General features: G+C 27.0%; 23 protein-coding genes, 3 tRNA genes and 2 pseudogenes. All 28 read left to right on the top strand.

Translation table 11 applies throughout. The annotated features are described in order from the left end of the window. Position 1: 1 nt before the first annotated feature. The gene (locus tag RATSFB_RS06850; protein ID WP_242821400.1) at positions 2-664 is read left to right on the top strand and encodes a metallophosphoesterase family protein; all 663 of its coding nucleotides are present in this window, start codon (positions 2-4) and stop codon (positions 662-664) included. 23 nt (positions 665-687) lie between these two features. Further along, positions 688-2,076, top strand: a complete 1,389-nt coding sequence (gene asnS, locus RATSFB_RS06845; protein ID WP_014095306.1) for an asparagine--tRNA ligase — start codon at positions 688-690, stop codon at positions 2,074-2,076. A gap of 97 nt (positions 2,077-2,173) precedes the next feature. Further along, positions 2,174-3,535, top strand: coding sequence for a bifunctional UDP-N-acetylglucosamine diphosphorylase/glucosamine-1-phosphate N-acetyltransferase GlmU (gene glmU / locus RATSFB_RS06840; protein WP_014095305.1), 1,362 nt, complete (start codon positions 2,174-2,176; stop codon positions 3,533-3,535). 17 nt (positions 3,536-3,552) lie between these two features. Then, positions 3,553-4,530, top strand: a complete 978-nt coding sequence (locus RATSFB_RS06835) for a ribose-phosphate pyrophosphokinase (RefSeq protein WP_014095304.1) — start codon at positions 3,553-3,555, stop codon at positions 4,528-4,530. Positions 4,531-4,706: 176 nt separating this feature from the next. After that, a complete protein-coding gene (locus tag RATSFB_RS06830; RefSeq protein WP_014095303.1) occupies positions 4,707-5,393 on the top strand; it encodes a response regulator transcription factor in 687 nt (228 codons plus the stop codon). Then, positions 5,393-6,808 carry a sensor histidine kinase gene (locus RATSFB_RS06825; protein WP_014095302.1) on the top strand — a complete coding sequence of 472 codons (1,416 nt, stop codon included), beginning with the start codon at positions 5,393-5,395 and terminating at the stop codon, positions 6,806-6,808. The genes RATSFB_RS06830 and RATSFB_RS06825 overlap by 1 nt, the downstream gene beginning before the upstream one ends. 43 nt (positions 6,809-6,851) lie before the next feature. Further along, positions 6,852-7,688, top strand: a complete 837-nt coding sequence (locus RATSFB_RS06820; protein ID WP_044035602.1) for a S1C family serine protease — start codon at positions 6,852-6,854, stop codon at positions 7,686-7,688. A 51-nt stretch (positions 7,689-7,739) separates the two neighbouring features. Continuing rightward, a complete protein-coding gene (gene pth / locus RATSFB_RS06815; RefSeq protein ID WP_014095300.1) occupies positions 7,740-8,294 on the top strand; it encodes an aminoacyl-tRNA hydrolase in 555 nt (184 codons plus the stop codon). A 17-nt stretch (positions 8,295-8,311) separates the two neighbouring features. Then, positions 8,312-8,938 (top strand): annotated as a pseudogene (locus RATSFB_RS07600) (transcription-repair coupling factor); the annotation flags it as partial. A 738-nt stretch (positions 8,939-9,676) separates the two neighbouring features. Further along, a pseudogene (gene mfd / locus RATSFB_RS07595) lies at positions 9,677-11,819 on the top strand (transcription-repair coupling factor); the annotation flags it as partial. 31 nt (positions 11,820-11,850) lie between these two features. Next, positions 11,851-12,873: a peptidyl-prolyl cis-trans isomerase gene (locus RATSFB_RS06805; RefSeq protein ID WP_014095299.1), complete on the top strand. Its 1,023-nt coding sequence runs from the start codon at positions 11,851-11,853 to the stop codon at positions 12,871-12,873. 30 nt (positions 12,874-12,903) lie between these two features. Further along, entirely contained in the window at positions 12,904-13,890 is a 987-nt protein-coding gene (locus RATSFB_RS06800) for a peptidyl-prolyl cis-trans isomerase (protein ID WP_014095298.1), read from the top strand. 101 nt (positions 13,891-13,991) lie between these two features. Next, a complete protein-coding gene (gene spoVT, locus RATSFB_RS06795) occupies positions 13,992-14,540 on the top strand; it encodes a stage V sporulation protein T (protein ID WP_014095297.1) in 549 nt (182 codons plus the stop codon). A gap of 116 nt (positions 14,541-14,656) precedes the next feature. Continuing rightward, positions 14,657-16,192: a putative polysaccharide biosynthesis protein gene (locus RATSFB_RS06790; RefSeq protein ID WP_014095296.1), complete on the top strand. Its 1,536-nt coding sequence runs from the start codon at positions 14,657-14,659 to the stop codon at positions 16,190-16,192. Between the two features lie 158 nt (positions 16,193-16,350). Next, positions 16,351-16,626: an HU family DNA-binding protein gene (locus tag RATSFB_RS06785; protein WP_005805082.1), complete on the top strand. Its 276-nt coding sequence runs from the start codon at positions 16,351-16,353 to the stop codon at positions 16,624-16,626. A 45-nt stretch (positions 16,627-16,671) separates the two neighbouring features. Beyond that, positions 16,672-16,911 (top strand): RNA-binding S4 domain-containing protein, encoded by a 240-nt coding sequence (locus RATSFB_RS06780; RefSeq protein WP_014095295.1) that lies wholly within the window; start codon positions 16,672-16,674, stop codon positions 16,909-16,911. Between the two features lie 69 nt (positions 16,912-16,980). After that, positions 16,981-17,295 carry a sporulation protein YabP gene (gene yabP / locus RATSFB_RS06775; protein WP_014095294.1) on the top strand — a complete coding sequence of 105 codons (315 nt, stop codon included), beginning with the start codon at positions 16,981-16,983 and terminating at the stop codon, positions 17,293-17,295. Next, positions 17,292-17,672 carry a spore cortex biosynthesis protein YabQ gene (yabQ, locus tag RATSFB_RS06770; RefSeq protein ID WP_014095293.1) on the top strand — a complete coding sequence of 127 codons (381 nt, stop codon included), beginning with the start codon at positions 17,292-17,294 and terminating at the stop codon, positions 17,670-17,672. The genes yabP and yabQ overlap by 4 nt, the downstream gene beginning before the upstream one ends. Before the next feature lie 72 nt (positions 17,673-17,744). Continuing rightward, entirely contained in the window at positions 17,745-18,029 is a 285-nt protein-coding gene (locus RATSFB_RS06765; RefSeq protein WP_014095292.1) for an FtsB family cell division protein, read from the top strand. Between the two features lie 35 nt (positions 18,030-18,064). Continuing rightward, the gene (locus RATSFB_RS06760; RefSeq protein WP_014095291.1) at positions 18,065-18,490 is read left to right on the top strand and encodes a S1 RNA-binding domain-containing protein; all 426 of its coding nucleotides are present in this window, start codon (positions 18,065-18,067) and stop codon (positions 18,488-18,490) included. Positions 18,491-18,569: 79 nt separating this feature from the next. Beyond that, positions 18,570-18,658: transfer RNA gene (locus tag RATSFB_RS06755), tRNA-Leu, on the top strand. A 5-nt stretch (positions 18,659-18,663) separates the two neighbouring features. Then, positions 18,664-18,739: transfer RNA gene (locus tag RATSFB_RS06750), tRNA-Met, on the top strand. Positions 18,740-18,743: 4 nt separating this feature from the next. Beyond that, positions 18,744-18,820 (top strand) — tRNA-Met (locus RATSFB_RS06745). 140 nt (positions 18,821-18,960) lie between these two features. After that, on the top strand, positions 18,961-21,315 hold the full coding sequence (locus RATSFB_RS06740; protein WP_014095290.1) for a SpoIIE family protein phosphatase: 2,355 nt from the start codon (positions 18,961-18,963) through the stop codon (positions 21,313-21,315). A 96-nt stretch (positions 21,316-21,411) separates the two neighbouring features. Next, complete coding sequence (gene tilS, locus RATSFB_RS06735; RefSeq protein WP_014095289.1) at positions 21,412-22,869, top strand: tRNA lysidine(34) synthetase TilS; 1,458 nt, start codon at positions 21,412-21,414, stop codon at positions 22,867-22,869. Next, positions 22,859-23,398 carry a hypoxanthine phosphoribosyltransferase gene (gene hpt / locus RATSFB_RS06730; RefSeq protein WP_014095288.1) on the top strand — a complete coding sequence of 180 codons (540 nt, stop codon included), beginning with the start codon at positions 22,859-22,861 and terminating at the stop codon, positions 23,396-23,398. Before tilS ends, hpt begins: the two co-directional genes overlap by 11 nt. 161 nt (positions 23,399-23,559) lie before the next feature. Then, complete coding sequence (gene ftsH, locus RATSFB_RS06725) at positions 23,560-25,365, top strand: ATP-dependent zinc metalloprotease FtsH (protein WP_014095287.1); 1,806 nt, start codon at positions 23,560-23,562, stop codon at positions 25,363-25,365. Positions 25,366-25,421: 56 nt separating this feature from the next. Then, positions 25,422-26,396, top strand: a complete 975-nt coding sequence (locus RATSFB_RS06720) for a tRNA dihydrouridine synthase (protein WP_014095286.1) — start codon at positions 25,422-25,424, stop codon at positions 26,394-26,396. Positions 26,397-26,460: the final 64 nt, after the last annotated feature.

Raw genomic sequence — 26,460 nt, 5'->3', positions numbered from 1 at the left:
TGTGAATTTATTGAAAATAGGCATTATTAGTAATATTCATTCAAATTTGTATTCTTTAATGGAAATTTACAATTTATTAGAAAAGGAATGCGTGGAAATTATTTTGTGTTTGGGAGATATTGTTGGATATGGACCTCACCCTAATGAGGTAGTAAATTTTATTAGAAGAAAGCATATAGTACCTATTAAAGGTATCTACGACTCAGCTGTTATTAACAATGATTTTTCACATATAAATGAAAATACTATAAATAATTTTTCTGTGGATTTTACTAGAACTGAACTAACAAAAAATAATTTATACTATTTATCAAACCTTCCTTTAGAATTAAGCATGAATTTTGGAGAGTTAAATATAAAATTTGTACATAAAAATCCTTATATAAATAACCAAGATATTCAAGAAGATATTTTGGTTTGTGGGTATGAACATATACCGGATAATATTAAACTTAGTAAAGAGAAATGTATTATAATGCCTGGAAGTTGTGGAAAACCAGTACCCAGTATAGGTGGAGTTTCTTGTGGGGTTTTGGAAGTTTCGAATAATTTTTACAATTATAATATTTTGAAGTGTGAACATTTTTTTTCTAAGATTAATAAAGATATGAAGATGATGAATTTTCCAGAAATACTTATAAATTCATATGAAATATATGCCTAGAAGTTAAAAGGAGAGGATTAAATTTGAAAATTAATGTAAGTGAATTATATAAAAATTATGAGAAATATAATGGTAAAAATGTTACAATTTATGGATGGCTTAGAAGTATAAGAAGTAATAATAATATTGGTTTTTTGGAATTGAATGATGGGAGTTCTTTTAAGAATGTGCAGATTGTCGTAGAAAATAATTTGGAAAATTATGAAAAAATATGCTCGTATATAATTTCATCAACTCTTAAAATTGAAGGGGTAGTTATATTAACACCAGAAAACAAACAACCTTTTGAAATAAAAGCTACATATGTATTTTTAGAAGGAAATTCAAATCAAGATTATCCTCTTCAGAAAAAAAGGCATAGTTTTGAATATTTAAGAAGTATAGGACATTTAAGACCGAGGACGTATACATTTTTATCTGTATTTAGAATAAGGAGTGTTGCATCTTATGCAATACATTCATTTTTTAGAGAAAATGGATATGAATATATAAATTCTCCAATTATAACAGCAAGTGATTGTGAAGGTGCTGGAGAAATGTTTAAAGTAACAACGCTTGATTTTAAAAATATACCTAAAAATGAAGTTGGAGATGTAGAGTATTCTAAAGATTTTTTTGGAAAAATGTCTAATCTAACAGTTAGTGGACAGTTAGAGGGAGAGATTATGGCTCTTGCTTTAGGTAAAGTATATACTTTTGGGCCAACTTTTAGAGCTGAGAACTCAAATACATCAAGACATGCTGCAGAGTTTTGGATGATTGAACCTGAAGCTGCATTTGTTAATATGTTTGAAGCTATGGATTTAGCTGAAAATATGTTGAAATATACAATTAAATATGTTCTTGAAAAATGTAAAGATGAAATTGAGTTTTTAGATAAGTTTGTAGAGAGGGGATTGATAAGTAAGTTAACTGCTCTTATTGATTCTGAATTTAATAGAGTTACTTATAATGATGCAATAGATATATTATTGAAAAGCGGTAAGAAATTTGAATATAAAGTTGAATGGGGAATTGATCTTCAATCAGAACATGAGAGATATTTGACAGAAGAGCACTTCAACAAACCTATATTCCTATATAATTACCCTAAAAATATAAAGGCTTTTTATATGAGATTAAATGATGATGATAAAACTGTAGCTTCTTTTGATTGTTTAGTACCTGGAATTGGTGAAATAATTGGAGGTAGTCAAAGAGAAGAAAGATATGATATTTTAAAAAATAGGATACAGGAATTTAATCTTAATGAAGAAGATTATTGGTGGTATATGGATTTAAGGAAATATGGAGAAACTGTGCATTCTGGATTTGGTCTTGGACTTGAGAGGCTTATTATGTATTTAACTGGAATGAGCAATATAAGAGATGTTATACCATTTCCAAGAACACCCCAGAATGCAGAATTTTAAGAAAGATAGTTAAATTTAACTATCTTTTTTTATATTATTGCAAATATTAACAATGTTAATTTATAATAGAAATAGTATTAACTTTGAGGTGTTTATTATGAATATTTGTGCTATAATTCTTGCGGCAGGTAAAGGAAGCAGAATGAAGTCTAGGCGTCATAAAGGTACTCATAAAATTTGCGGTAAAGAGATGATAAACATAATAATAGGTAAATTAGAGTTGTGTGGAATAGAAGATATTAACGTAGTTGTTGGGGAATATAGGGAGAGTTTAATCAATTCCATAACCAATAAAAATGTATCTTATTCTATGCAAGAAAATCAAATAGGGACTGCTGATGCTGTATTGTGTGCTGAAGAATTTTGGGGAAACAAATTAGGTAATATTTTAGTTATTGCCTGCGATATGCCACTTATAAAAGAAGAAAACATCAAAAAACTTATAGAAAAGCATGTAAGCGAAGGTAATTCATCTACAATTATTACATCTAAAGTAAGTAATCCGTTAAGATATGGAAGAATAATTAGAAAAGGAAATAAGATTAAATGCATTAAAGAAGCTAGGGATTGTTCAGAATTAGAACTTATGATAAATGAAGTTAATTCAAGCATATATTGTTTTAAAATAGATGACTTAAAAAGTGGTATACGAAAAATTAATAAAGATAATAATCAAAGGGAGTTTTATTTAACCGATATAATTGAAATATTAAGCAATGAAGGTAAAAAAGTAGGAAGTATTAGCATAGATGAAAATGAGCTTGTGGGTGTTGATACAAGAAAACAACTCTCAATTGCCAATAATATTTTAAGATTACAGATAAATGATAAACATATGGAAGAAGGAGTTACAATTATAGATAGTAATTCTACTTACATAGATATTGATGTTAAAATAGAGGGCGATGTAATTATACATCCAAATGTGTATCTTACTGGAAAGACTTTGATAAAAGAAGGTAGTGAAATATATCCAAATACAAAAATATTCAATAGTTATATTGGTGAAAATTGTGTAATAGATGCCTCTATAATTTTAGATTCCAAGATAGGAAATAATACTAATATAGGACCTTTTGCTTATATTAGACCTGGGTCTTTTATAGGTAATAAAGTTAGAGTTGGAGATTTTGTAGAAATTAAAAATTCTGTAATTGGAAACAGTACAAAGATTTCACATTTATCATATGTTGGAGATTCTGAAGTTGGAGAAAGATGTAATTTAGGATGCTCTACTATAACTGTAAATTATAATGGTAAGGATAAAAATAAAACTATTATAGGTGATGATTGTTTTATTGGTTGTAATTCAAATTTGATTGCACCTGTAGTTATTGAAAAAAATTCTTACGTAGCTGCTGGAACTACTGTTACTGAGAAAGTTAAATCAAATAGTTTAGCTATTGGTAGGTGTAAACAGATTAATAAGGATAATTGGGTAACGAATAAATTAAAGTAATTGGAGGAAACTTTTAAATGATAGAGCAGATAAATAACATAAAAATAATTGCGGGAAATTCGAATCATGAATTATCAAAAAATATAGCAACGTGTTTAAATACATCTCTTGTAAAATCTAAAGTTATAAATTTTAGTGATGGAGAAATTAATGTAGATATAAGCGAGACAATTAGAGGAGAAGATGTGTTTGTTGTTCAATCTGTTTGTGCAACAGAAGATATGACGGTAAATGACAGTTTAATGGAACTTTTAATAATAATAGATGCGTTAAAGAGAGCATCTGCAGGAAGGATTACGGCAGTTATACCTTATTATGGGTATGCTCGTCAAGATAGAAAAGCTAAATCGAGAGACCCAATAACAGCTAAATTGGTAGCAGATATTATAACTGTAGCTGGGGCACATAGAGTTCTTACGATGGATTTACATGCACCTCAAATACAGGGATATTTCAATATACCGGTTGATCATTTATTAGGATTACCAGTACTTACGAAGTACTATGATAAAAAAGAATTTGGTGGAGAATTAGTTATAGTTTCTCCGGATGTTGGTAGTGTTAAGAGGGCTCGTGGATTTGCTGAAAAGTTAAGTGGAGATATACCGATGGCTATTATAGATAAAAGAAGACCTGCTCAAAATATTTCGGAAGTTTTAACTGTAATTGGAGAAGTTAAAAATAAGATAGCTATATTAGTTGATGATATGATAGATACGGCTGGAACTATTGTTAACGCAGCAAATAAGTTAATGGAACTTGGAACAAAAGAAGTTTATGCATGTTGTACGCATGGGGTGTTTTCAGGTGATGCGATAGAGAGGATAAATAATTCAGATATAAAAGAACTAGTGTTTTTAAATACTATTTCACAATCTTCTTTGTGTGAACAAAATGTTAAATTTAAAATGTTATCAGTTGCTCCAATATTTGCAGAAGCTATAAGAAGAATACATGATTGTAGAAGTTTAAGTCCTTTGTTTGGTAAATTTTAACTCATTAGTATATTTTTTTAAAAAAATGGGAAACTATAGGAAGGATTAGTTGCATTTTTATTTTTAGAGTATAGAATTTAACCAAATTTAAATATGTTTACGGTTAGAAGAGTTTTAAATAATAAAATTTATAATATATTACAATAAAAATGTTCACAAAATAAGGGAGTGTTAAGATGGACGGAAATGCAGTTAAGGTTCTAATAGTAGATGATGATGTTAACATATTAGAAGTTTTAAAAATGTATTTAGGTAACTCTGGTTATGATATAAGGTCTTGCAGTGATGGTAGAGAAGTCCAAGAAATTTTTCCAGATTATAAACCTAATTTAGTAATACTTGATATTATGATGCCTATTTTAGATGGCACCGAGGTTTTAAAATGGATTAGAAGAGATTCGAGTGTTCCTATAATAATGCTTACAGCTAAAGGTGAGTTATTTGATAAATGTTTAGCTCTAGAACTTGGAGCGGATGATTATATGGTTAAACCATTTGAACCAAAAGAGTTGTTAGCTAGAATAAAGGCTGTGATGCGAAGATTTAATACAGATAATTATATAAGAGAGAGTCTTTTATTTACAGATTTGATTATAGATATAAATTCGTATACAGTTATTTTTAAGGGTAATGATATAAAAATGCCACCTAAGGAATTTGAATTATTACATTATTTGGCTTCAAACAGAAATAAGGTTTTCACTAGAGAAAATTTACTTTGTGAGGTTTGGGGATATGATTATCCAGGGGATTCTAGGACAGTTGATGTACATATAAAAAGGCTTAGAGAAAAGTTGAATGGTGGAATGAATTGGCAAATAGAAACAGTTTGGGGTGTAGGATATAAATTTGAGGTGAAATAATGTCAAAACATAGTATTATTAATAAAATATTATTTTATTTTTTGTCAGTTACAACTATTGTTTTTATGTTATTTTCATTTTTGGTTTATTCGTTTTATAAATCATCTTTAATTAATTCGGCTATGGATAATCTAGAGGTTCAGTCAAATATAATATCCGATTTAGCTTTTGAGTATATAAATAATTCAACCGCTGAAAATAGTAAATATTTGTGGGATTATGTTGAAAAACTTAATAAATATTCAGGGGTTGATTTGATTATATCAGATACTATAGGATATGTTTATTTAGTTTCTAATTCGGCTCATAAAAATTTACTTGGTAAACAAATAAATATCGATGAAAAAGATGTGGTAACTAAGACGAATGCATATGACCAGGATATTCAAAAAAAAGTTTATAAATTTATTAAACCTTTGTATAATTCAAATATTTACAAAGGTTCTATTACTTTGATGTTGGACGATGGATATATATCTTCTAAGTTGCATGATATAAAGATCACTATGATTGTTCTGTATGTTTTTTTAATAAGTATTATTGGCATTATTTATTATTTATTATCGAGAAAAATATTGGTTAAACCTATAGAAATTATAAATAATACAGCTAAAAGATTTGCGTCAGGAGATCTGTGCAAGCGAGTATCTATAAATTCTAATGATGAAATTGGGGAACTATCAAATTCCTTTAATTATATGGCGGAATCGTTAGATAAGATTGATTCAAATAGAAGAGAATTTTTGTCTAATGTATCTCATGAATTAAGAACCCCTCTTACAACTATTATAGGATTTTTAAGTGGTATTTTAGATGGTATAATATCTCCTGAAAATCATATTGAAAAATTAACTATTGTATATGATGAAGTTAAAAGATTATCTAGACTTGTAAATGATTTATTAGATTTAAATGCTATAGAGTCTGGTAAATTTACATTAAGACCTAGAATAATAGAGTTAAATTCTCTTATAAAGTATACGGTTAAGAATTTTGAGCAAGAAATAGAACAAAATGATATAATCATGGAGGTATTTTTTGAGCAAAGTTCTATAAATGTTGTTGCTGATGAAGACAGACTTGTTCAGGTTTTGAATAATTTAATTGCTAATGCCATTAAATATTGTGATCATAAAAAACGAATAAATATTTCTACAAAAATAAAGAATAATAAGGCTATGGTTAATATTTTTAATACAGCTAAGCTTTTGAGTGAAGATGAATTTAATAATATTTGGATAAGATTTTATAAAAATGATAAGTCTAGAACTGTAAGAGGAAGTAGTGGACTTGGATTATCTATAGTAAGAAATATAATATCTCAGTTTAGAGAAGATATATGGGTTGAAAATAGGGTTAAGGAGCAAGGAGTTAGTTTTATTTTTACACTTCAGTTATCGAATTTATCGAATTAATGTTATTAAATTTTCTAAATTTTTATTTTAGGTAGGGTTTGTTGTGTTTAATAGAGAAAATTTATGTAAAGATAAGGTGCACATAATATTTAAGCAAAAAAGAATGCTGAATATTAATAGGATGTTGATTGTTATTTTAATAAATGCAATAATTTCCTTTTTTATTTTAATTACAGGAAGTATTTTTATATATAATACACTTTTATCAAAGGTGCATGAAGATCTACGATACAATTACTCTATGAGTGAGTATAATTACAATATAGTAAGCGTTATAAATAAGGTCAACAAATCTATAGTTAGCGTAAGTGCTTATGTGAAGAATGATAAAGATTTAGTTCAGAATAATTTAACGGGAGTTATATATTCTGAAGATGGGTACATATTAACAAACTTTAGTGCTATTAAGGATGCTTATAAAATATATGTTAAATTTCCGACAGCTCTTGGACTTATAAAAGAAGCAAAGGTTGTTGGTTATAATGCGGAGTATGACATATGTTTATTAAAAATAAATGGTAATGATTATATTAAGGGAAATATTAAGGAGGATTTATCGGAAGTATCATACGGTTTAAATGTTATTTCTATAGGTAATTCCTTAGGAAAAGTTAATTCGTATTCTATTTATCCTGGAATTGTTAGTGGGATAAATTTATATAAAGATAATTCGGATAAAGAGGTTAAGTTTATAAAAAGTAATTTTCATATTAATTATTTGAATACAGGTGGACCTATATGCAATACAAATGGAGAAATAATTGGTATAAGTAGCTGCTTATTAAATGAAAAATTTAAATTATCTGATTATGAATCAACCTATATTTCATCAGGGAATGTTATAGAAATTATTCAAGATATTATAGAGGGTGCAACTTAAGCCATTTTATTAGTTGCATCCTTATTTTGATATTTAGAGGAGTTTTATTAAATGTTTTTAATTGTTGGACTTGGGAATATTGGTATCAAGTATGATAATACTCGTCATAATGTTGGATTTATGATGCTTGATAAAATTTGTAATGAATTTAATATTGAGTTAAATAAAGAAAATAATACATCGTACTATGGTATGGGTGTTGTGTTAGGTAAAAAGATCATGTGCATGAAACCTAAAACTTTTATGAATTTAAGTGGAACTGCTGTACTTGAAATCATGAATTATTTTAAAATAAACGTTGAGGATTTGCTTGTTATATATGATGATATATATTTGGATATATCAAAGATTAGAGTTAGGCAAAGAGGGTCGCATGGCGGCCATAATGGTATAAGAGATATAATTAATAAGATAAATACAGATAAATTTAAGAGGATAAAGATAGGAATTGGAGAAAATAAAAATATTGATTTATCTGACTATGTGTTATCTAAATTTACATATGATGAGATGTGTATTTTAAATGATAAATATAAAGATATATCTACTTGCGTTAGGATGATTATAAATGGAGAAATAGTTAATTCTATGAATTTGTTCAATTAAGTAATGGGCGGTGTTTTATGAAATTAGATGGGATTAATAATAGAATTTTTAATTCTGATAAATTCAAAAATATATTATTTTCAATAGAAAATAATAGAAAAATTGATGTATGTGGACTCGTTAGATCTACTAAGGCTAGTGTAATATATGGTATATTTAAAAAAATAGATAAGAAAATTTTTGTAATATCACCAAGTAATTATGAAGCTAAAGATATGCATGATAATATAAAAGTATATACTAATGATTGTGTATATTTTCAGGAGAGAGAGAATGTTTTTTACAATGTAGAGGCGTTTTCGAGTGATTTAAAGTTTGATAGAATTATAGCGATGAGAGAAATATGTTCAAATAAAAGTAAAATAATATGTACTTCAATAGAGAGTTTAGTTTCCTTGTATATGGGAAATACTGATAGGATAACTAAATTAGATGTTTATATATTTAAAAATATGGAATATGAATTTGAAAAATTTATAAATGATATATTTTCCCTTGGATATGATAGAGTGTCAAAAGTTGAGCAAAAGGGGCAATATGCTGTTAGGGGTGGAATAATAGATGTTTTTCCAATAAATTATTCTTGTGCTTATAGGATTGAATTTTTTGGTGATATGATAGAGAATATAAAAAGTTTTAATGTAACGACTCAAATGAGCATTGAATCTGTTCAAAATATTAATATTATACAATGTAAAGAATTTATTTTAAATGATGAAGAGAAATATAAACTTTATGAAAATCTTGAGATGGATTTTAAAGAACATATATCATGTATAAAGGATTTAGAAGTTGATGAAAAGTTAGGTTCTAAGTTTAATTTCATATTAGATAAACTTAAAGAAGGAAATTTTTATGATGAATATAACATTATAGTACCTTATTTACATAAATATCTTTGTGAATTTTTTGAATTTATGAATGACTCTATTGTACTTGTAGATGAGTATAAAAAATGTATGGAAAGTTTAGATAGTTCATATGAAAGATTTATTAGTAATTTTGATATGCTTCTTTTAAGAGGGGAGGTTCTTCCGAACCAAATTAATCTTCTTATAAATAAAGAAGATTTAATATTAAAACTTGAAAAGATAAATAATCTATCTTTTAATTTATTTAATTATTACAATAAAAATAATATTATTGAATTTAGAACTAGGAACATTGTAAAGATGGATGGTAGGATAAATGTCATATTAAATGAAATAAAAAACAAGCTTAGTGAAGATTATTGTGTAATAATACTATCTTCATCTGAATCTAGATGTAAAAAATTAAAAGAAATCTTACTTGAATATGAAATTGAATCTACATTATGCAATGAATTAGATAATATTTGCAATGGAAAGGTGTTTATATCTGGTGGTTATTTAAATGAAGGATATGACTTTTCAGATTTCAATTTATATGTTTTATCTGATCAAGAAATTTTTGGATATGAGAAACATAATAAACATAAAAAGAGTTTTTCTTCATCAAAAAAAAGGAGTAACTAAAATACGAAGTTTTTATGACCTTAAGCCAGGAGATTATATAGTTCATGTGAACCATGGTATCGGAGTATATAAAGGTATTAAAAAAATAGATGTTCAGGGAATTGAGAGAGATTATTTAGATATAGAGTATGAAAAGAAAGATAAATTATATGTTCCTATAGAACAACTTGATTTGGTTCAAAAGTACATAGGAATTGAAGGTAAAAGCCCAAAATTAAATAAATTAGGTGGCAACGAGTGGGTTAAGGTAAAGACAAAAACTAGAAGATCTATTGATGAAATTGCAGATAATTTAGTTAAGTTATATGCGAAGAGAAATATTTTAAAAGGATATGCGTATTCAAAAGATAGTACATGGCAATTTCAATTTGAACAAGAATTTCCATATGAAGAAACTCCGGATCAATTATTAGCCATAGAAGATATTAAAAAAGATATGGAATCGGATAAACCTATGGATAGGCTTTTGTGCGGAGATGTTGGATATGGAAAAACTGAGGTTGCACTTAGGGCAATGTTTAAGGCTGTGGTTGATAAGAGGCAGGTTGCATTTTTAGTACCAACAACTATTCTTGTAGAACAGCATTATAATAATATAAAAAAGAGGTTTGAGGGATTTCCATTTAATGTTGATGTATTAAGTAGATTTAGAACGGGTAAACAACAGAAGGAAACCTTATCTAGATTAAAGCTTGGAGAGGTTGATATAATTATAGGAACTCATAGACTTTTATCTAAGGATGTTCAATTTAAGCATTTAGGACTTTTGATAATAGATGAGGAACAAAGATTTGGAGTTAAACATAAAGAAAAGATAAAAGAGATGAAAGAGAATATTGATGTTCTTAGTTTGAGTGCGACTCCAATACCTAGAACACTCCATATGTCTATGGTTGGAGTTCGTGATATTAGTGTAATAGACACACCGCCTGAGGATAGATATCCAGTTCAAACTTTTGTTGTAGAATATAGTGATCAATTGATAAGGGGAGCTATTATGAAGGAAATTTCAAGAGGTGGACAAGGATTTTTCTTGTATAATAGTGTTGAGAATATAGATAAGATGAATATTTATCTTCAAAATTTAATACCTGAATGCAGGTTTTCTGTTATACATGGGCAAATGGGAGAAAGAGAAATTGAGGATATTATAATAAAATTTTTAGATAAAGAGATAGATTTTCTTGTTTGTACAACTATAATTGAAACAGGGATTGATATAAAAAATGCTAACACTATAATTATATATAATGCGGATAAATTTGGATTATCTCAGTTATATCAGTTAAGAGGTAGAGTTGGTAGAAGTAATAAAGTTGCATATGCTTATTTAACTTATAAAAAAGATAGGGTCTTGAGTGAAGTTGCTGAAAAAAGATTAAAGACACTTAAGGATTTTACAGAACTTGGATCTGGATTTAAAGTAGCTATGAAAGATTTGGAAATTAGAGGATCTGGTAATTTGATTGGAGAATCTCAACATGGTCAGATGAGTGTTGTTGGTTATGATCTTTATTGTAAGATGCTTGAAGATGCTATAAAGATGATTCAAGGAGAAGTAAAACATGAAGAAATAAATACAGTTGTTGATATAAAGATAGATGTGTATATAAAAGATAACTACATAGAAGATGAAATGCAAAAACTTGAAATTTATAAGAAAATATCGTGTATTGAAGATGAAAAAGATATTTCATATATAAGGGAAGAACTTATGGATAGATTTTCTACAATACCTATTGAAATTGATAATTTAATAAAGATATCGTACATAAGGGCTTTAGGAAAGAAATTAGGTTTTTCTCAAATAAAAGAAATAGGCGATAAAGTTTTGTTTGAGTATGCTGATAAAAAGTTCTTAACTGATTATCATTTTAATCTTATATATAATAATTATCAAGATGAGGTTATTTTTAATTTAGGAGATAATCCTTGTTTTTATTATAAAATTAATTGTAATGATAAGAGTGTTATAATTAATGAATTTATAAAATTGTTAGAAAAATTAATAAAAGATGTTAAAAAATAATAAAGCTTAATAATTTGGAGGATATTTTAAAATGAAATTTAACAGAATATTAAATAAGGTTTGCATATCATTCTTAATTCTTTTTTCTGTGTCTTCGTGTAGTACTGTAGAAAAAACACAGGAAGCTATAAGGAAAGAAGTTTTAGCAACTTATGAGGGAAGAAAAATAACTAGAGGGGAGGTTGAAGATTATTTTAAGGGATTTCATGATGCTTTAGTTGAAAAATACGGAGAAAATTATAAAAATGATGCTGGATATTTGAAAGATCAACTAGTAGCTTTTACTGAAAATTATGCCCAAAATTCTATTTTAATAGAGGAATTTGATAGAAGGGGGCTTATGTCCGAAGAGGATATAAATAACAAAATAGAAGATTCCGTACATTCAGTTAAAACTTTATTTATAGATGAAGAAAATGGTGTGGATGATGGACATGGACATAAAATAAACTTAGAACAATTTAACACAGCTTTAAAGCAAGCTTTTTATGTAGACGAGGAAGATTATAAAAATAAACAAAGGGATATAATAAAGATAAATTCATTAGTTGATGATGTTATAAAAGATGTTACTGTTAATGAAGATGAAGTTAAAAAATATTATGAGGATAACAAGGATACTAAATACATAACACGTGCTGGTGGTAACATGTATCATATTTTAGTTGATACGGAAGAAGAGGCATTGAAAGTTAAAGAAAGACTTAATAATGGTGAAAAATATGAGGATATAGCAAAGGAATTAAATAAGGATTCAACTAGCCAAACAGGTGGAAGCTTAGGGTTTGTTGAGTATGATAATAAAAACTATGATGCCGATTTTTTAGCAGGTGCAAAGAATTTGAAAGATGGGGAAATATCAGATCCCGTTAAAACTCAGTTTGGATATCATATAATAAAAGTTACAGATATTAAAAGTGAAGATCAATATACTGATTTTGAATCTGTAAAATCTGAAATAGAAAATACATTATTATATGAAAAGAAAAATCAAGCTGTAACTGAGTTTTCTGAGAACTTATTTAAAGATAAGAAACTTAAGATAAAATCTTAATGCTTCTATAATCTTAGGAGGAATTATAATATGAAATTTAGAAAGATTACATCATTAGTTTTAGCTCCAATATTAACAATGTGTTTTTTATTTTCATGTGGTGGAGGCACTCCAAAAGATCAAAATATTGTTGCGAGAATCAAAAAAGAAGATATTACTAAAACGGAAGTGGATGAATATTATAGTGGTCTTAAAAATGGATTTATATCTCAGTATGGAGATAATTATAAGGAATCTGAAGATTTTAAAAATGTATATTTAGATTTGATTGAACAGTATGTAGAACAAAAAGCATTAGTTAAATATGCAGAGGATGAGTCGCTTGTTAATGATGGTAGTATACAGGAAAAAGTAGATGAAGAATTTGAAAATATGAGAAGCGTTTTTGGAAGTGATGAGGCGTTTGAAACAGCGATAATAAATAGTAGATTTAAAGATGAACAGGATTATAAAAGTAAGCTCAAAATATCTCTTATAATAGAAGAACTTGTAAATAGAGAAACTAATAATTTGAAAATATCTTCAAGTGAAATAAAGAAGTATTATGATGATAATAAGAGTAAATTCGTAAAGGGAGCAGGAGCTGATGTTTATCATATATTTGTAGCAGATGAGGATACGGCTAATACCGTATTATCAAAGATAGATGATGGAGAAGATTTTGGTAAGCTTGCAAAAACTTATAGTCAAGATGGAAGTGCTAGTGTTGATGGATATTTAGGATATCAGGAGTTCGATAATTCCCAACTTGTAAAAGACTTTATGGATGAAGTAAAGAATATGAAAGAAGGGGAAATCAGAGGACCTGTTAAGACTCAATTTGGATATCATATTATAAAGGTTGAGAATGTTAATTCTGAGGAGTGGACTCAAGATTTAGATAGAGTTTCTAAAAATATAGAAGATATGTTAAAGAGTGATAAAATAAATGAAACAATAGATTCTTTATTTACGAAAGTTAAGGAAAAATATGATGTGAAGATATATAGAGAGAATATAACCGGCAAAAAAGAGTAGTATTACTACTCTTTTTTTCTATGTTATGTATAAAATAACAAAAATGATAAATAATAAGTATGTCAAGTAAGTTATGTTTGAATTGAGGAGGAAAAGAATTAATGAAAGCAACAGGAATTGTTAGAAGAATAGATGATTTGGGTAGAGTTGTAATACCTAAAGAAATAAGAAAAACATTGAGAATAAGAGAAGGAGACCCACTTGAGATATTTACAGATAGAGATGGTGGAGTTATACTTAAGAAATATTCTCCAATAGAGGAATTGAGTGATTTTTCTAAAGAGTATGCAGAATCACTTCAACAAGCTATAGGGAATATAGTATTAATATCTGATAAAGATGCGTTTATTTCAGTTTGTGGAATATCCAAAAAGGAATATTTAGATAAGAAGATAAGCCCAGAGCTTGAGAAGGTTTTAGAAAATAGAAAAACGTTATGCATAACAAACCCAGAAGAATTTTTGCCATTATGTGGTGATGAAAATTTAGAGAATAAATATTCTTCTCAAATAATATCACCAATTATTGCGGAGGGTGATACTATAGGATCTGTAATAATATTATCAAAAGAGGGTGAAGATAAGCTTGGGATAGTTGAACAAAAACTTGCTGAAACAGCTGCATCATTTTTAGGGAAACAAATGGAGTAAATATTACATATTGAGAAGCTATGATTTCATAGCTTTTTTATTTTTTTTGTTTAGTAATATTTTATATATTATTAAATAATAATTGAGTATATAATTGTTTAGTGATTGGGGGATTTATGAAAAATAAGATAGTAAAAGGAGCACTTATACTTAGTATAAGCAGCATAATTGCGAAATTTTTAGGTATATTTTTCAGATGGCCTCTTGTTATGCTTATAGGTGATGAAGGAATTGGTTATTATCAAATGACCTATCCTTTATATATGTTTTTTATTGGTATTGTATCAGGTATGCCTATTGCAGTTTCAAAGTTTGTATCTGAAAGATCCGCATATGGAGATAAGGAGTCTATAGTAAGTATAATAAAGGCATCTTTTAGTATTATGATATTTTTAGGATTTGGTACAAGTGTTATATTATTATTGTTTTCAGATTATATAATAAATTTACTTAAATGGGATAGTAAAGTTTATCTTTGCTTTATTGGAATATCTATAGCACCTATTAGTGTTTGTCTTTTAGGGGTTTTTCGTGGAGTTTTTCAAGGAATGGAAAATATGGTTCCTACTGGAATTTCTCAAATAATTGAACAGGTTATAAGGGTTTTAGTTGGAGTAACTTTTGCATATTTTCTTTTAGATAAAGGGATTCATTATGCAGCTGGAGGAGCATCTTTTGGTGCTGTTATAGGGGGATTTGTTGCGACGATATTTGTTCTTATTACATATTTAAAATTTAGTGGAAAGTATTTTAAAGGTATAAACAGAAAAAAGATAAGTGGTAAGAAATATGTTGGTAAAATATTAAAGATGGCAATACCATTATCTCTTGGAGCTACAGTGTCTACAATAATGGTTTTAATAGATTCGATTTTAGTACCTCAAATGCTGTTAAATGCTGGATATACTAATAAAGAGGCGACTATATTATATGGACAATTAACAGGTAAAGTTTCTGTTCTTATAAATGTTCCTCTTGCACTTGCGGTTGCTTTAGGAACATCTATGATACCAACATTATCCAGGATTTTTGTTTTAAATAAGATGGATGAATTTAAGGATAAGGTTGTTATGTGTTTTAAATTATCAAGTTATATAGCTTTTCCTTGTTTTATATCAATGTATTTTTTATCAGCCCCTATAATGAATGTAATATTTCCAAATAACACAGATGGATATAATATACTTAGATATGCATCAGTTGGAATACCTTTTATAATTTTTTCTCAGGTGTCTATATCTATACTTCAAAGTACAAGTAATTATATAAGACCAGTTATTAATCTTTTTATAGGATGTGTTATCAAAATTATAGTGACTTTAGTTTTAACTGGAAATTCTGAATTCAACATATATGGAGCAGTTTTAGCTACGTTATTTTCATATATTTTAACGAGTTATTTGAATTTTAGCGTAATTAAGAAAAAATTAAATATAAATTTGAATATTTTGGACATAATAATAACACCGCTACTTTCTTCTCTTTTAATGATAGTAATTGCATTATTATTGTTTAATTATTTTTATGATATGTTTGGTAATACGCTATTTAGTATTTTGATATGTTCTGTGATTGGATTTGTTGTATATATCTTAAGTCTTTTTTTGTTTAAAATGAAGGAGTTAAATACTATATTTACATCTATTAAGTAGGTTTTTTATAGCTTTGAAATGGTAAAATAATATTGTTGAATAATATTTTTAGTTATGATAACATTAACACAGAAAAATAAATTTAGTATTACATAGTAGTTTAAATCGGTTATAATACTATAATCGATTAATAACTTAAATCTAAGGAGGATATAGGATTGAATAAAGCTGAATTAGTTGCTAGTATAGCACAAAAGAGTGAACTTAGTAAAAAAGATGCTGAAGCTGCTCTAAATGCATTTATAAAGAGTGTTTTTGAAGCGTTAGAAAATGCAGATAAAGTTCAATTAGTAGGCTTTGGAACTTTCGAAATTAGGGAGAGAGCTGAAAGAGAAGGCAGAAATCCTCAGAATAATGAACCAATAAAGATTCCTGCAGCTAAGGTTCCGGTATTTAAAGCAGGCAAAGAATTTAAAGATAGAGTTAACAAATAAAGATCCGAGTTTTTCTCGGATCTTTATTTATAGGAGGAGTATAATATGAGGTTAGATAAATTTTTAAAAGTTACAAGAATAATAAAGAGGAGAACAGTTGCGAAAGATGCATGTGATTCAGATAAGGTTTTTATAAATGGTAAATTATCGAAACCTTCATCTAAAGTTAATGTTGGAGATATTTTAGAGATTATTTTTGGTAATAAGAATTTTAAGTTGGAAATTTTAGAAATAAAAGAACATGTGAGAAAAGATGAGGCTGAAAAAATGTATAGAATTATATAACTTATTAATGTAATACTTGATAATTAATATTCATATTAATTTAATGAGGAATATTAGTTGGAGGTAAGTATGGAACATAAAAAAGATAATTCTACAGAATTAACAAAAAAGAGCAATATATTACTTGAGAATAGAAGAAATATAAGTATAAGTGGTGTGTTTGAAGTTTTATCTTTTGATGATGAAAAAGTGACTTTAAATACGGTTTTAAAGAAATTAGAAATTATAGGAAATAATCTTAAAATTAGTAAATTAGATTTAAAAAATGGAGAGATCAGCATAACAGGTAATATTAACGAGTGTAGGTATTTAGATGATAAGAAAGTTAAAAGTGAGAAGAGTAAATTTAGCTTAGTAAAAAAACTATTAGGTAAAAATAAATGATAGGATTGGACAGGCAAATATCAATTTTATTTTATAGTTTTATATCGGGTATAATGTTTGGAATTGGATTTGATGTATATAGAATTTTATTTAAAAACATAGAATATAAAATTTTTAAAATTATATTAGATTTATTATATTGGGTATTTATGGGATTGCTTATATTTACGTTCTTGTTGAATACTCAGTATGCTATACTATCATTTTATACTTATTTTTATATATTTTTAGGAAGTATATTTTATATAAAATGTATATCTATATTTATATATAATGTAATTAGTAAGTTAGTATTTTTTATTTTAGATATGATAGCCTACGTATTTAAAAATTTAATATATATTATTTTAAGAATTATAAATAAAAAAAATTATTAGAATATATTGAAAAAAAACTAAATTGTATTAAAATATTTATGTATTGAAAATTTAATTTACAAAGAGGTTATTTTGGTTAAACAAAGGAAACGTATTTTTTTTATCAGGAATATTGTGATTTTGGTCATATTAATTTATAGTTTAATCACTCTATTTAAAAATGATTTTGATCGATATAACGTTGAAGTTGAATTTATTAAATATCAAGATAAATTAGAGGATATAACTCGGGAAATTCAATTATTAAAAGATGAATTAAATTTGTCAAATACTAAAGAATACTTAGAGGTTTTAGTTAGAGATAGACTGGGTTATGTATTTGATGGAGAAAAATCTATAATTAATATAGTTAAGTAGAATATTAAAGTATTTTAAGGAGGAATAAAATTAATATGGCTTTAGTCATAGGAAACATATACGAGGGAAAGGTTGTCAACATAACTAACTTCGGTGCTTTTGTAGATATAAATGGAGAAATAGGGCTTGTACATATATCAGAGGTTTCGAATAAATATATAAAAGATATAAAGGAATATTTAAAAGATAAAGTAGATGTTAAAGTAAAGGTTTTATCAATAGATAATTCTGGTAAAATTAGTTTATCTTTAAAACAAGCTGAAGATAATATTCAAAATATAAGTAACAATAATCATAGGAAAAATAATGAAAGATCTGTTAATTCTAATCAAAAGAGTAGTGCATCAAATTTTGAAGATATTTTATCTAAATATTTAAAAGATAGCGAAGAAAGAATGCAAGATTTTAAAAGGAATCAAGATTCTAAGCAAAGAGGATATAATAAGAGAAATTTTGGATAAAAAATATATTAAAAAGTATTGACATATAATTTAAAATAATATATACTTATAGAGTAGTTAATAATAAATTAATTAATAGGCTGAAGTGGCGAAACTGGCAGACGCACAGGACTTAAAATCCTGCGGTACTAAAATACCGTACCGGTTCGAGTCCGGTCTTCAGCACCATATATTGCGGGATGGAGCAGTTGGTAGCTCGTCGGGCTCATAACCCGAAGGTCACAGGTTCGAGTCCTGTTCCCGCAACCATTTTGGCGGAATAGCTCAGCTGGCTAGAGCAATCGGTTCATACCCGGTGTGTCGTAGGTTCAAGTCCTATTTCCGCTACCAATATTGAAAATTTTAGAGCAACTGTATAGTTGCTCTTTTTTATTTTTTGTAAAATTACTTAACATTAAATTAATATGTTTTTTTAAGAATAAATGATATAATTATTTACAAAAATTGGAATTAGTTTTAAAGGTGAAGTGATGATTTATAATGAGAAATTATTAGAGAGTGCTGGAGAAAATTATTATCAAAAGGTAAGTGACTTATTAGATATAAAGAAATTTTTGGTGTATGGTTTGATTGCACTATTGTTAAGTCGTACAAATATACTATTTTATATAGCTCCTATTGGTATAGCTTTTACTTATTATATCATGAGTAGAAACAATAAAATATTAACTGTGATTGTCGGAGTATTTAGTATACTTGGGTATTTGAGTATAAAATCAACTCTTGATTCTTTTGATCTATATGTAATAATAAATTTAATTTTGATATTTTTATCAATATTTTTGAATGTTAAAAAGAAATATAGAGTGTTTATATTGATTTCAATTGGTATTGTAAGTTTTGTATATAAATATTTTTATGTTGAATTTTCCCTATACCCATCTATGTTTTATGTTCTTGTAGAGGGTGTAATTATTTATGTACTTTACTATGTTTTTGATATCTTTATCAAAAGCTTAAATTCTTTCAATACTAATTACATATTAAAAAGAGAAGATATAATGTGTTTGGTTATATCTACATGTTTAATTATTTGTGGTATTAATGGATTTAAAATTTTAAATCTTGATTTATCTAACATATTACTTGCAACATTTGTGTTTTTGATGTCATATATAAATGGAATGTCAGTTGGGGTAATATGTGCTGTATTTTCTGGAAGTATAATTGGGCTTATTTATGGAAATTTTACAGAGTACATAGCTATATATAGTATAATTGCAACGATATCTTCATTTTTGTTTTTATCGTCAAGATTTACTTTATCTTTGATTTCTATAGTATGCATACTTATATTAAAACTATCTAATATATCTTCTCTAGATATTCAAAGCAATTTATTTTTAATTGAAATAGTTATATCTTCTTTAATATTTAGTTTTATTCCTAAGAAGTATTTGATGAAATTAACTATGCATTTTAATGAAGAATATAAGAAGGAGTTTTATACAAATAAGAGATTGTTTAATACTCTTGATATGAGGATACAAAAAATAAATGAGTTTAATGATGTAATTAAAGAATTATCAGATATGATAGTATCTAATGTTAATTTTAAATATAAAATTTTAGATAAAAAAATATATATCGAAATTCTTGCAGAAAGTGTTTGTGGAGAATGTAGAAACGTCAATACTTGTTGGAAAACTAATTTTAATAAAGTTAGATCAGAGATGCTTTCAAGTCTTAATAGCTTTATACAAGGTGATAAAAGTTTGACAGAATATATAGAGAGGATATGTATAAGGAAAGATAGTATTAAAAATGAGCTATATAAGATTTCGAACTTTTATAATATACAAGAAGTTTATGAGAAAAGAATTTATGAAGCTCAAGATATGATGTCTTATGAACTTAAGAATCTTCACAATATAATTAATCAAAGCATTAAAGAAGTTAAAAAAGATATTGTGATAAAAGTTAACCATGAAAAAAATCTTATAAGTAAGTTTAATAAGTTTAATATAAAATATTTTGATCTTATTTGCTATGAAGAGAATGAAAAATTAAAAGTTAAGCTAATTCTTCCTTATGATATATTTATTGAGTATAAAAATGATTTATTAGATATTATAAATATTTCGTTAGATAGAGAAATGATTAATCAAGATGAATCATCTAATTATATAAATTCTAATAATGAAATAATTGTTACGTATGTTGAAAAGTATTATTATAATGTTGTTTCTCATTGTATTCAATTATCTAAGAAAGATAAAAATGGAGATAGTTATATATTTACAAAAAGTGTTAATGATGATTATTTAATTATATTAAGTGATGGTATAGGATCTGGAATTGAGGCTTATAACAAAAGTAAATTTACGGTTGATTTAATATATAAATTTGTTAGAACAAGTTTGTCTTTATCTTCTTGTATTAAGGAGATAATATCGATAATTTCTCTTAAATTTTTCAGAGATGAGGCAATATCTACGATAGACTTTGCGAGAATTGATTTATATACAGGTAAAATGAATTATTTGAAATTTTCATCTATTATTACATATATAAAGAGGGGTAATGATGTATTTGTACTTGGAAATGAACGGGATTTAAATGATAATTCTTTAGATGATGATATAAGAATATTAAATTCTGAATTTGATCTTAAGTGTGGGGATATTTTAGTTCATTTAACAGATGGACTTATTCATTTTAAGGATTTATCAAATAAAGCGTGGTTGTATAATTTTCTTAAGAGATGTGAAATATTTTCTCCAGATAAACTTTGTGAAGAGATAATTAGAGAATTTAAAATATTAAATTCAGGATTTTTTCAAGATGATGTTAGTATTATAGTTTCTAAGGTATATAAAAATTAAATTTGTTCAAAAAGCTCTTTTGATTTTAAAAAGAGCTTTTGATTTTTTTTGGTAAAATTCTTATAATTAAATAAATTATGTGTTTGGAGAATCTTTATGGATAGTGTTTTAAGAAAAGTTAAAGAATTTATTATATCAAATAATTTGATATCTAATGGAGAAATTGTAGGATGCGCTTTATCAGGTGGAGCTGATTCGATTTTTATGACATATGTTTTAAATAAATTGTCTTTGTCTTTAGGATTTAAGGTTTTAGGGATTCATGTAAATCATATGTTAAGAGGGAATGATTCGTATTTAGATGAAAAGTTTTCCTTTGATTTTTGCAGGAGAAACAATATTGAATTCAAATCATTTAGAGTAGATGTTTTAGATTATATTAAAAAATACAAGGTATCTGTGGAGATGGGAGGAAGAGAAGTTAGATATAATATATTTAATGATTTAAAAAATAAAAATATTATAACAAAGTGTGCTTTAGCACATCATGCAGATGATGATGTTGAAACTATTATTATGAGGATTTTTAATGGTACAGGAATAGATGGAATAGAGGGAATAAAAGTAAAGCGAGAAGATTTTTATATAAGACCAATATTATGCTTAAGAAGAATAGAAGATATAGAAAAATATTTAAATGATAATGATATAAAATTCGTAATAGATAAGAGCAATTTATCCGAGGATTATTTGAGAAATAAAATTAGGATTTCTCTTATACCTAAAATAAATGAGAGTTTTTCAAAAGATATATCTAAAAACATTTTAAATTTAAAAGAAATATCTAGCTATGATAATGATTATTTTTTAAATATTGTAATGGATTTTATAAATAAGTATGTAAGTATTAACCCAAATTATATGACCATAGATAAATACATATTTACACTTCATAAATCTATATTATATAGGATTATTAGAAAGTGTATTTTTATGTTTTGCGGAGATATTAAAAATATAAGTTTTAAACATATAAAGTACATAGAAGAGCTGTTAAGTAAAAATACATATAAGAGTATACAAATTAAGAAAGATTTATTTGCTGTAAATTATCATGACTTTATAAAATTTTTAAGAAAAGATCAAAGTATTTTAGAAGAGGAATCCGTATCTTTTGAATTGATAAATAATGAAGATATATTGAAACTTAAATCTGGAGAAATAGATTTTATTGGAAGATCCATTAATTTTTTAGGGAAGAACATGAAAATTAGTTTTGAAGTAGTAGAAAATCAAACTCATCTTTTAGATTTAACACTTAAATATGAAAAGTATTTTTCTATGGAGAGTTTAAGAGAAGCTATATCAATTAGAAACAGGAGAAATGGTGATTTATTTAAACCATTTGGTATGGAAAAACATAAAAAACTTAAGGATTTTTTTATAAATGAAAAAGTTTCTAATAGAAGTAGTATACCTTTAATATGTTTTGATGATAAAATTATTTGGATAGTTGGGATTAGAAACAGTAATGATTATAAGGTTAACTCATGTACTAAAAAATTATTAAAAATAAAATTAGATTTTGTAGCGGAGGGTATTTATGATAAATAATGATATTAAAAATGTACTGATAAGCAAAGAAGAAATTGAAAACAAGGTTAAGGAATTAGGGGAAGAAATAAACAAAGATTATAAAAATAAAAATTTACTTCTTGTATGTATATTAAAGGGATCTTTGATGTTTATGGCTGATTTAATGAAGAATGTAGATATATATATTGAAATTGATTTTATGGGTGTATCTTCTTATGGAAATTCTATCGTAAGTTCTGGACAGGTTAGAATAATGAAAGATTTGGATATGTGTGTAGAAGGTAAGGATATATTGATTATTGAAGATATAATAGATACTGGAGTAACTTTAAATTACATTTGTAATTACATAAGAAGTAAGGGGGCTAGAAGTGTTGAGATAATGACACTTCTTGATAAGCCAAGTGGAAGAAAAGTAGAAATAGAACCTAAATATAAAGGTTTTAAAGTTGGAAATGAATTTGTAGTTGGGTATGGACTTGATTACGCCGAAAAATATAGAAATTTACCATATATAGGTGTATTAGATGAGAGTGTGTATAAATAGGTTCAAAATAGGTAATATTGTATATTAAAATTCTTAAAGATTTTAGATATAGTTTAAAATAAAATAAGTTTATAAATAATAAAATATGTTACTTGTTTAATAAAAATTGGTGTGATAAAATTTTATAGTATTTATTTGCTAAAGGGAGGGGGGTTAAAATAATGAAGAAAAGCTTTTCGAATATAACAACTTGGATTGTAATAGTTGTTATGGTTTTTATAGTTGGACTTTTTTATTTTGAATCTACAAGGACAGATAAAACTATACCATATAGTAAATTTGAACAGTACTGGATAAATGATGAAGTTCAAAGTATAAAAATAAGAGAAGGAAGTTTGGCTATAGAGGGTAGCCTTAAAAACAGAGAGCAATTTGTTACTGTTGTACCTCAAAATAGGTTAAATATATTGTTCAATAAATATCCTAAAAATGGGGATGTAGTTGAGCAATATGAAGAACAAAGCAATGTTTTTGCTTGGCTTCAATTTGTTCCATCCTTGATAATTATTATAATGTCACTTGGATTATGGTTTTTATTTATGCAACAATCTCAAGGTGGAGGAAGCGGACGAGGAGTTATGAATTTTGGTAAGAGTAGAGCGAAAATGGCTACTCAAGATACTAAGAAGATAACTTTTAAGGAAGTTGCTGGTGCTAAGGAAGAAAAAGAGGAACTTGAGGAGATTGTAGATTTCTTAAGAGAACCTAGAAAATATATTGAAATGGGAGCGAGGATTCCTAAAGGAGTGTTATTATTCGGACCACCTGGAACTGGTAAAACTCTCCTTGCAAAAGCCGTTGCAGGGGAAGCAGGGGTTCCGTTTTTTAGTATATCCGGTTCAGATTTTGTCGAGATGTTTGTTGGTGTAGGTGCATCAAGGGTTAGAGATTTATTTAACGAGGCTAAAAAGAATTCACCATGTATTATATTTATAGATGAAATTGATGCTGTAGGTAGACATAGGGGAGCTGGACTTGGTGGAGGACATGATGAAAGAGAGCAAACACTTAACCAGTTACTTGTAGAGATGGATGGTTTTGGGGTAAACGAGGGAATAATAATAATTGCAGCAACAAATAGACCTGATATATTGGATCCTGCATTATTAAGACCAGGAAGATTTGATAGACAAATAATAGTTGGAGCACCAGATGTTAAAGGTAGGGAAGAAATACTTAAGATACACGTTAAGAATAAGCCTCTATCAGATGAGATAAAACTTGATGTTCTTGCAAAAAGAACTCCTGGATTTACTGGGGCTGATCTTGAAAATTTAACCAATGAAGCATCTTTATTAGCAGTAAGACGCAGTAAGAAATTTATAACAATGGATGAAATGGAAGAAGCTATAACTAGAGTGTTAGCAGGACCTGAGAAGAAGAGTAAAATTAGAACAGAGAAAACTAATAAGCTTACAGCTTATCATGAGGCTGGTCACGCGGTAGTGTCTAGACTTTTGGATAAATATGATAGAGTTCATGAAATAAGTATTATACCAAGAGGTATGGCAGGTGGATACACTATGCATTTACCTGATGAAGATAAAGATTATATTTCTAAGTCTGATCTTGAAAAGGATATGGTATCTCTTTTAGGTGGTCGTGTTGCTGAGAAACTCGTTTTAGGTGATATAAGCACAGGAGCTAAAAATGATATTGATAGAGTTAGTAACATTGCAAGAAAAATGGTTATGGAATATGGTATGAGTGAAGAAATTGGAACTATTTCTTTTGGGGGAGATAATGAAGTTTTCTTGGGAAGAGATTTTACAAAGAGTAGGAATTTCTCAGAAGAATTAGGATCTAAAATTGATAAAGAAATCAAGAAAATAGTAGATAAAGCGTATAATAAAACTCAAACGCTTTTATCAGAGAACATATCAAAACTTCATGCTGTTGCCAAGGCTCTAATAGAGAAAGAGAAACTTGATGGTGAGGAGTTTGAAGAATTATTTAAAAATTCTTAAAAGTGAGTCTTAGATTTTATCTAAGACTCTTTTGTTTGTGAGGAGAAAATAAAATTATGTTATATGATAAGTTTAAGAGTAGATTTATTTTATCACCTATGGCAGGTGTGAATAATATTGCTTTTCGTGAGATGTGTGCTAAATATCATGATGGTATAAATTTCACAGAGATGGTTAGCTCGACAGCACTTTATTATAAAAGTGATAAAACTGAAAAAATATTTGAAAAAGGTGATTTGGAAGAGAAAGTTGGAGTTCAAATATTTGGGAGCAATCCTGAGCATTTAGTTCATGCAGGGGAAATTATATCAAATCTTGATTATGTGGAAATATTAGATGTTAATATGGGATGTCCAGCATCAAAAATAATTAAAAATGGAGATGGATCTGCACTAACACTTGATCTTAAAAAAGTTGATGAGATAACTTATAAATTAAGAAGTGTAATAAAGAAACCTTTATCAGTTAAAATAAGGATTGGGTACTATGAAAATAAAATAAATTGTTATGATGTTATAAAGGTACTTGAGCGTAATGAGATTGATTTTATAACTATACATGGTAGATATGCAAAGCAAATGTATAAGGGAAATGCAGATTGGGAAATTATAAAAAAAGCAAATAAGCTTGTTGAAACTCCTATCATTGCAAATGGAGATATATTTAATTATGATGACGGATTTAAAATTTTAGAGCATACGGGATGTAAATTTGCAGCTGTTGCTCGTGGAGCTCATGGAAGGCCTTGGATATTTGAGGATTTAAATGATTATTTAAATTCAAAAATTAAAGGCATAGAGTATATTCCAAAAGTTAGAACGCATGAATTTATTGTTGGGAATTTAATTGAACACTATAATAAGGCTTTAAAGTATGAGGAGGAAAGAGTTGCTGTATTTGAGATGCGTAAACAAATAGGATGGTATGTTAAAGGGCTTTATGGATCAACTGAACTCAAAAGTGAAGTATTTAAAATGACTGATCCAGATAAAATATTAAATTTACTAGAAGAGTATAAGAATATAGCTTGATTACATTGACAGGAAAACTAGTATTATTTATAATTATCAAATAGTTTTTTTATTAGTAATTTTT

The sequence above is a fragment of the Candidatus Arthromitus sp. SFB-rat-Yit genome, from assembly GCF_000283555.1.
Classification (GTDB): domain Bacteria; phylum Bacillota; class Clostridia; order Clostridiales; family Clostridiaceae; genus Dwaynesavagella.
The sequence above is the reverse complement of the archived record's forward strand: the minus strand, read 5'-3'. Positions and strand labels throughout refer to the sequence as shown.

Coding starts and splice junctions, on each gene's coding strand:
- RATSFB_RS06835 (WP_014095304.1), top strand. CDS start 3,553: ATGATAGAGCAGATAAATAACATAAAAATAATTGCGGGAAATTCGAAT.
- RATSFB_RS06830 (WP_014095303.1), top strand. CDS start 4,707: ATGGACGGAAATGCAGTTAAGGTTCTAATAGTAGATGATGATGTTAAC.
- RATSFB_RS06790 (WP_014095296.1), top strand. CDS start 14,657: ATGAAAAATAAGATAGTAAAAGGAGCACTTATACTTAGTATAAGCAGC.
- RATSFB_RS06760 (WP_014095291.1), top strand. CDS start 18,065: ATGGCTTTAGTCATAGGAAACATATACGAGGGAAAGGTTGTCAACATA.
- RATSFB_RS06800 (WP_014095298.1), top strand. CDS start 12,904: ATGAAATTTAGAAAGATTACATCATTAGTTTTAGCTCCAATATTAACA.
- tilS (WP_014095289.1), top strand. CDS start 21,412: ATGGATAGTGTTTTAAGAAAAGTTAAAGAATTTATTATATCAAATAAT.
- ftsH (WP_014095287.1), top strand. CDS start 23,560: ATGAAGAAAAGCTTTTCGAATATAACAACTTGGATTGTAATAGTTGTT.
- spoVT (WP_014095297.1), top strand. CDS start 13,992: ATGAAAGCAACAGGAATTGTTAGAAGAATAGATGATTTGGGTAGAGTT.
- RATSFB_RS06825 (WP_014095302.1), top strand. CDS start 5,393: ATGTCAAAACATAGTATTATTAATAAAATATTATTTTATTTTTTGTCA.
- yabQ (WP_014095293.1), top strand. CDS start 17,292: ATGATAGGATTGGACAGGCAAATATCAATTTTATTTTATAGTTTTATA.
- RATSFB_RS06780 (WP_014095295.1), top strand. CDS start 16,672: ATGAGGTTAGATAAATTTTTAAAAGTTACAAGAATAATAAAGAGGAGA.
- RATSFB_RS06805 (WP_014095299.1), top strand. CDS start 11,851: ATGAAATTTAACAGAATATTAAATAAGGTTTGCATATCATTCTTAATT.
- hpt (WP_014095288.1), top strand. CDS start 22,859: ATGATAAATAATGATATTAAAAATGTACTGATAAGCAAAGAAGAAATT.
- pth (WP_014095300.1), top strand. CDS start 7,740: ATGTTTTTAATTGTTGGACTTGGGAATATTGGTATCAAGTATGATAAT.
- RATSFB_RS06720 (WP_014095286.1), top strand. CDS start 25,422: ATGTTATATGATAAGTTTAAGAGTAGATTTATTTTATCACCTATGGCA.
- glmU (WP_014095305.1), top strand. CDS start 2,174: ATGAATATTTGTGCTATAATTCTTGCGGCAGGTAAAGGAAGCAGAATG.
- RATSFB_RS06740 (WP_014095290.1), top strand. CDS start 18,961: ATGATTTATAATGAGAAATTATTAGAGAGTGCTGGAGAAAATTATTAT.
- yabP (WP_014095294.1), top strand. CDS start 16,981: ATGGAACATAAAAAAGATAATTCTACAGAATTAACAAAAAAGAGCAAT.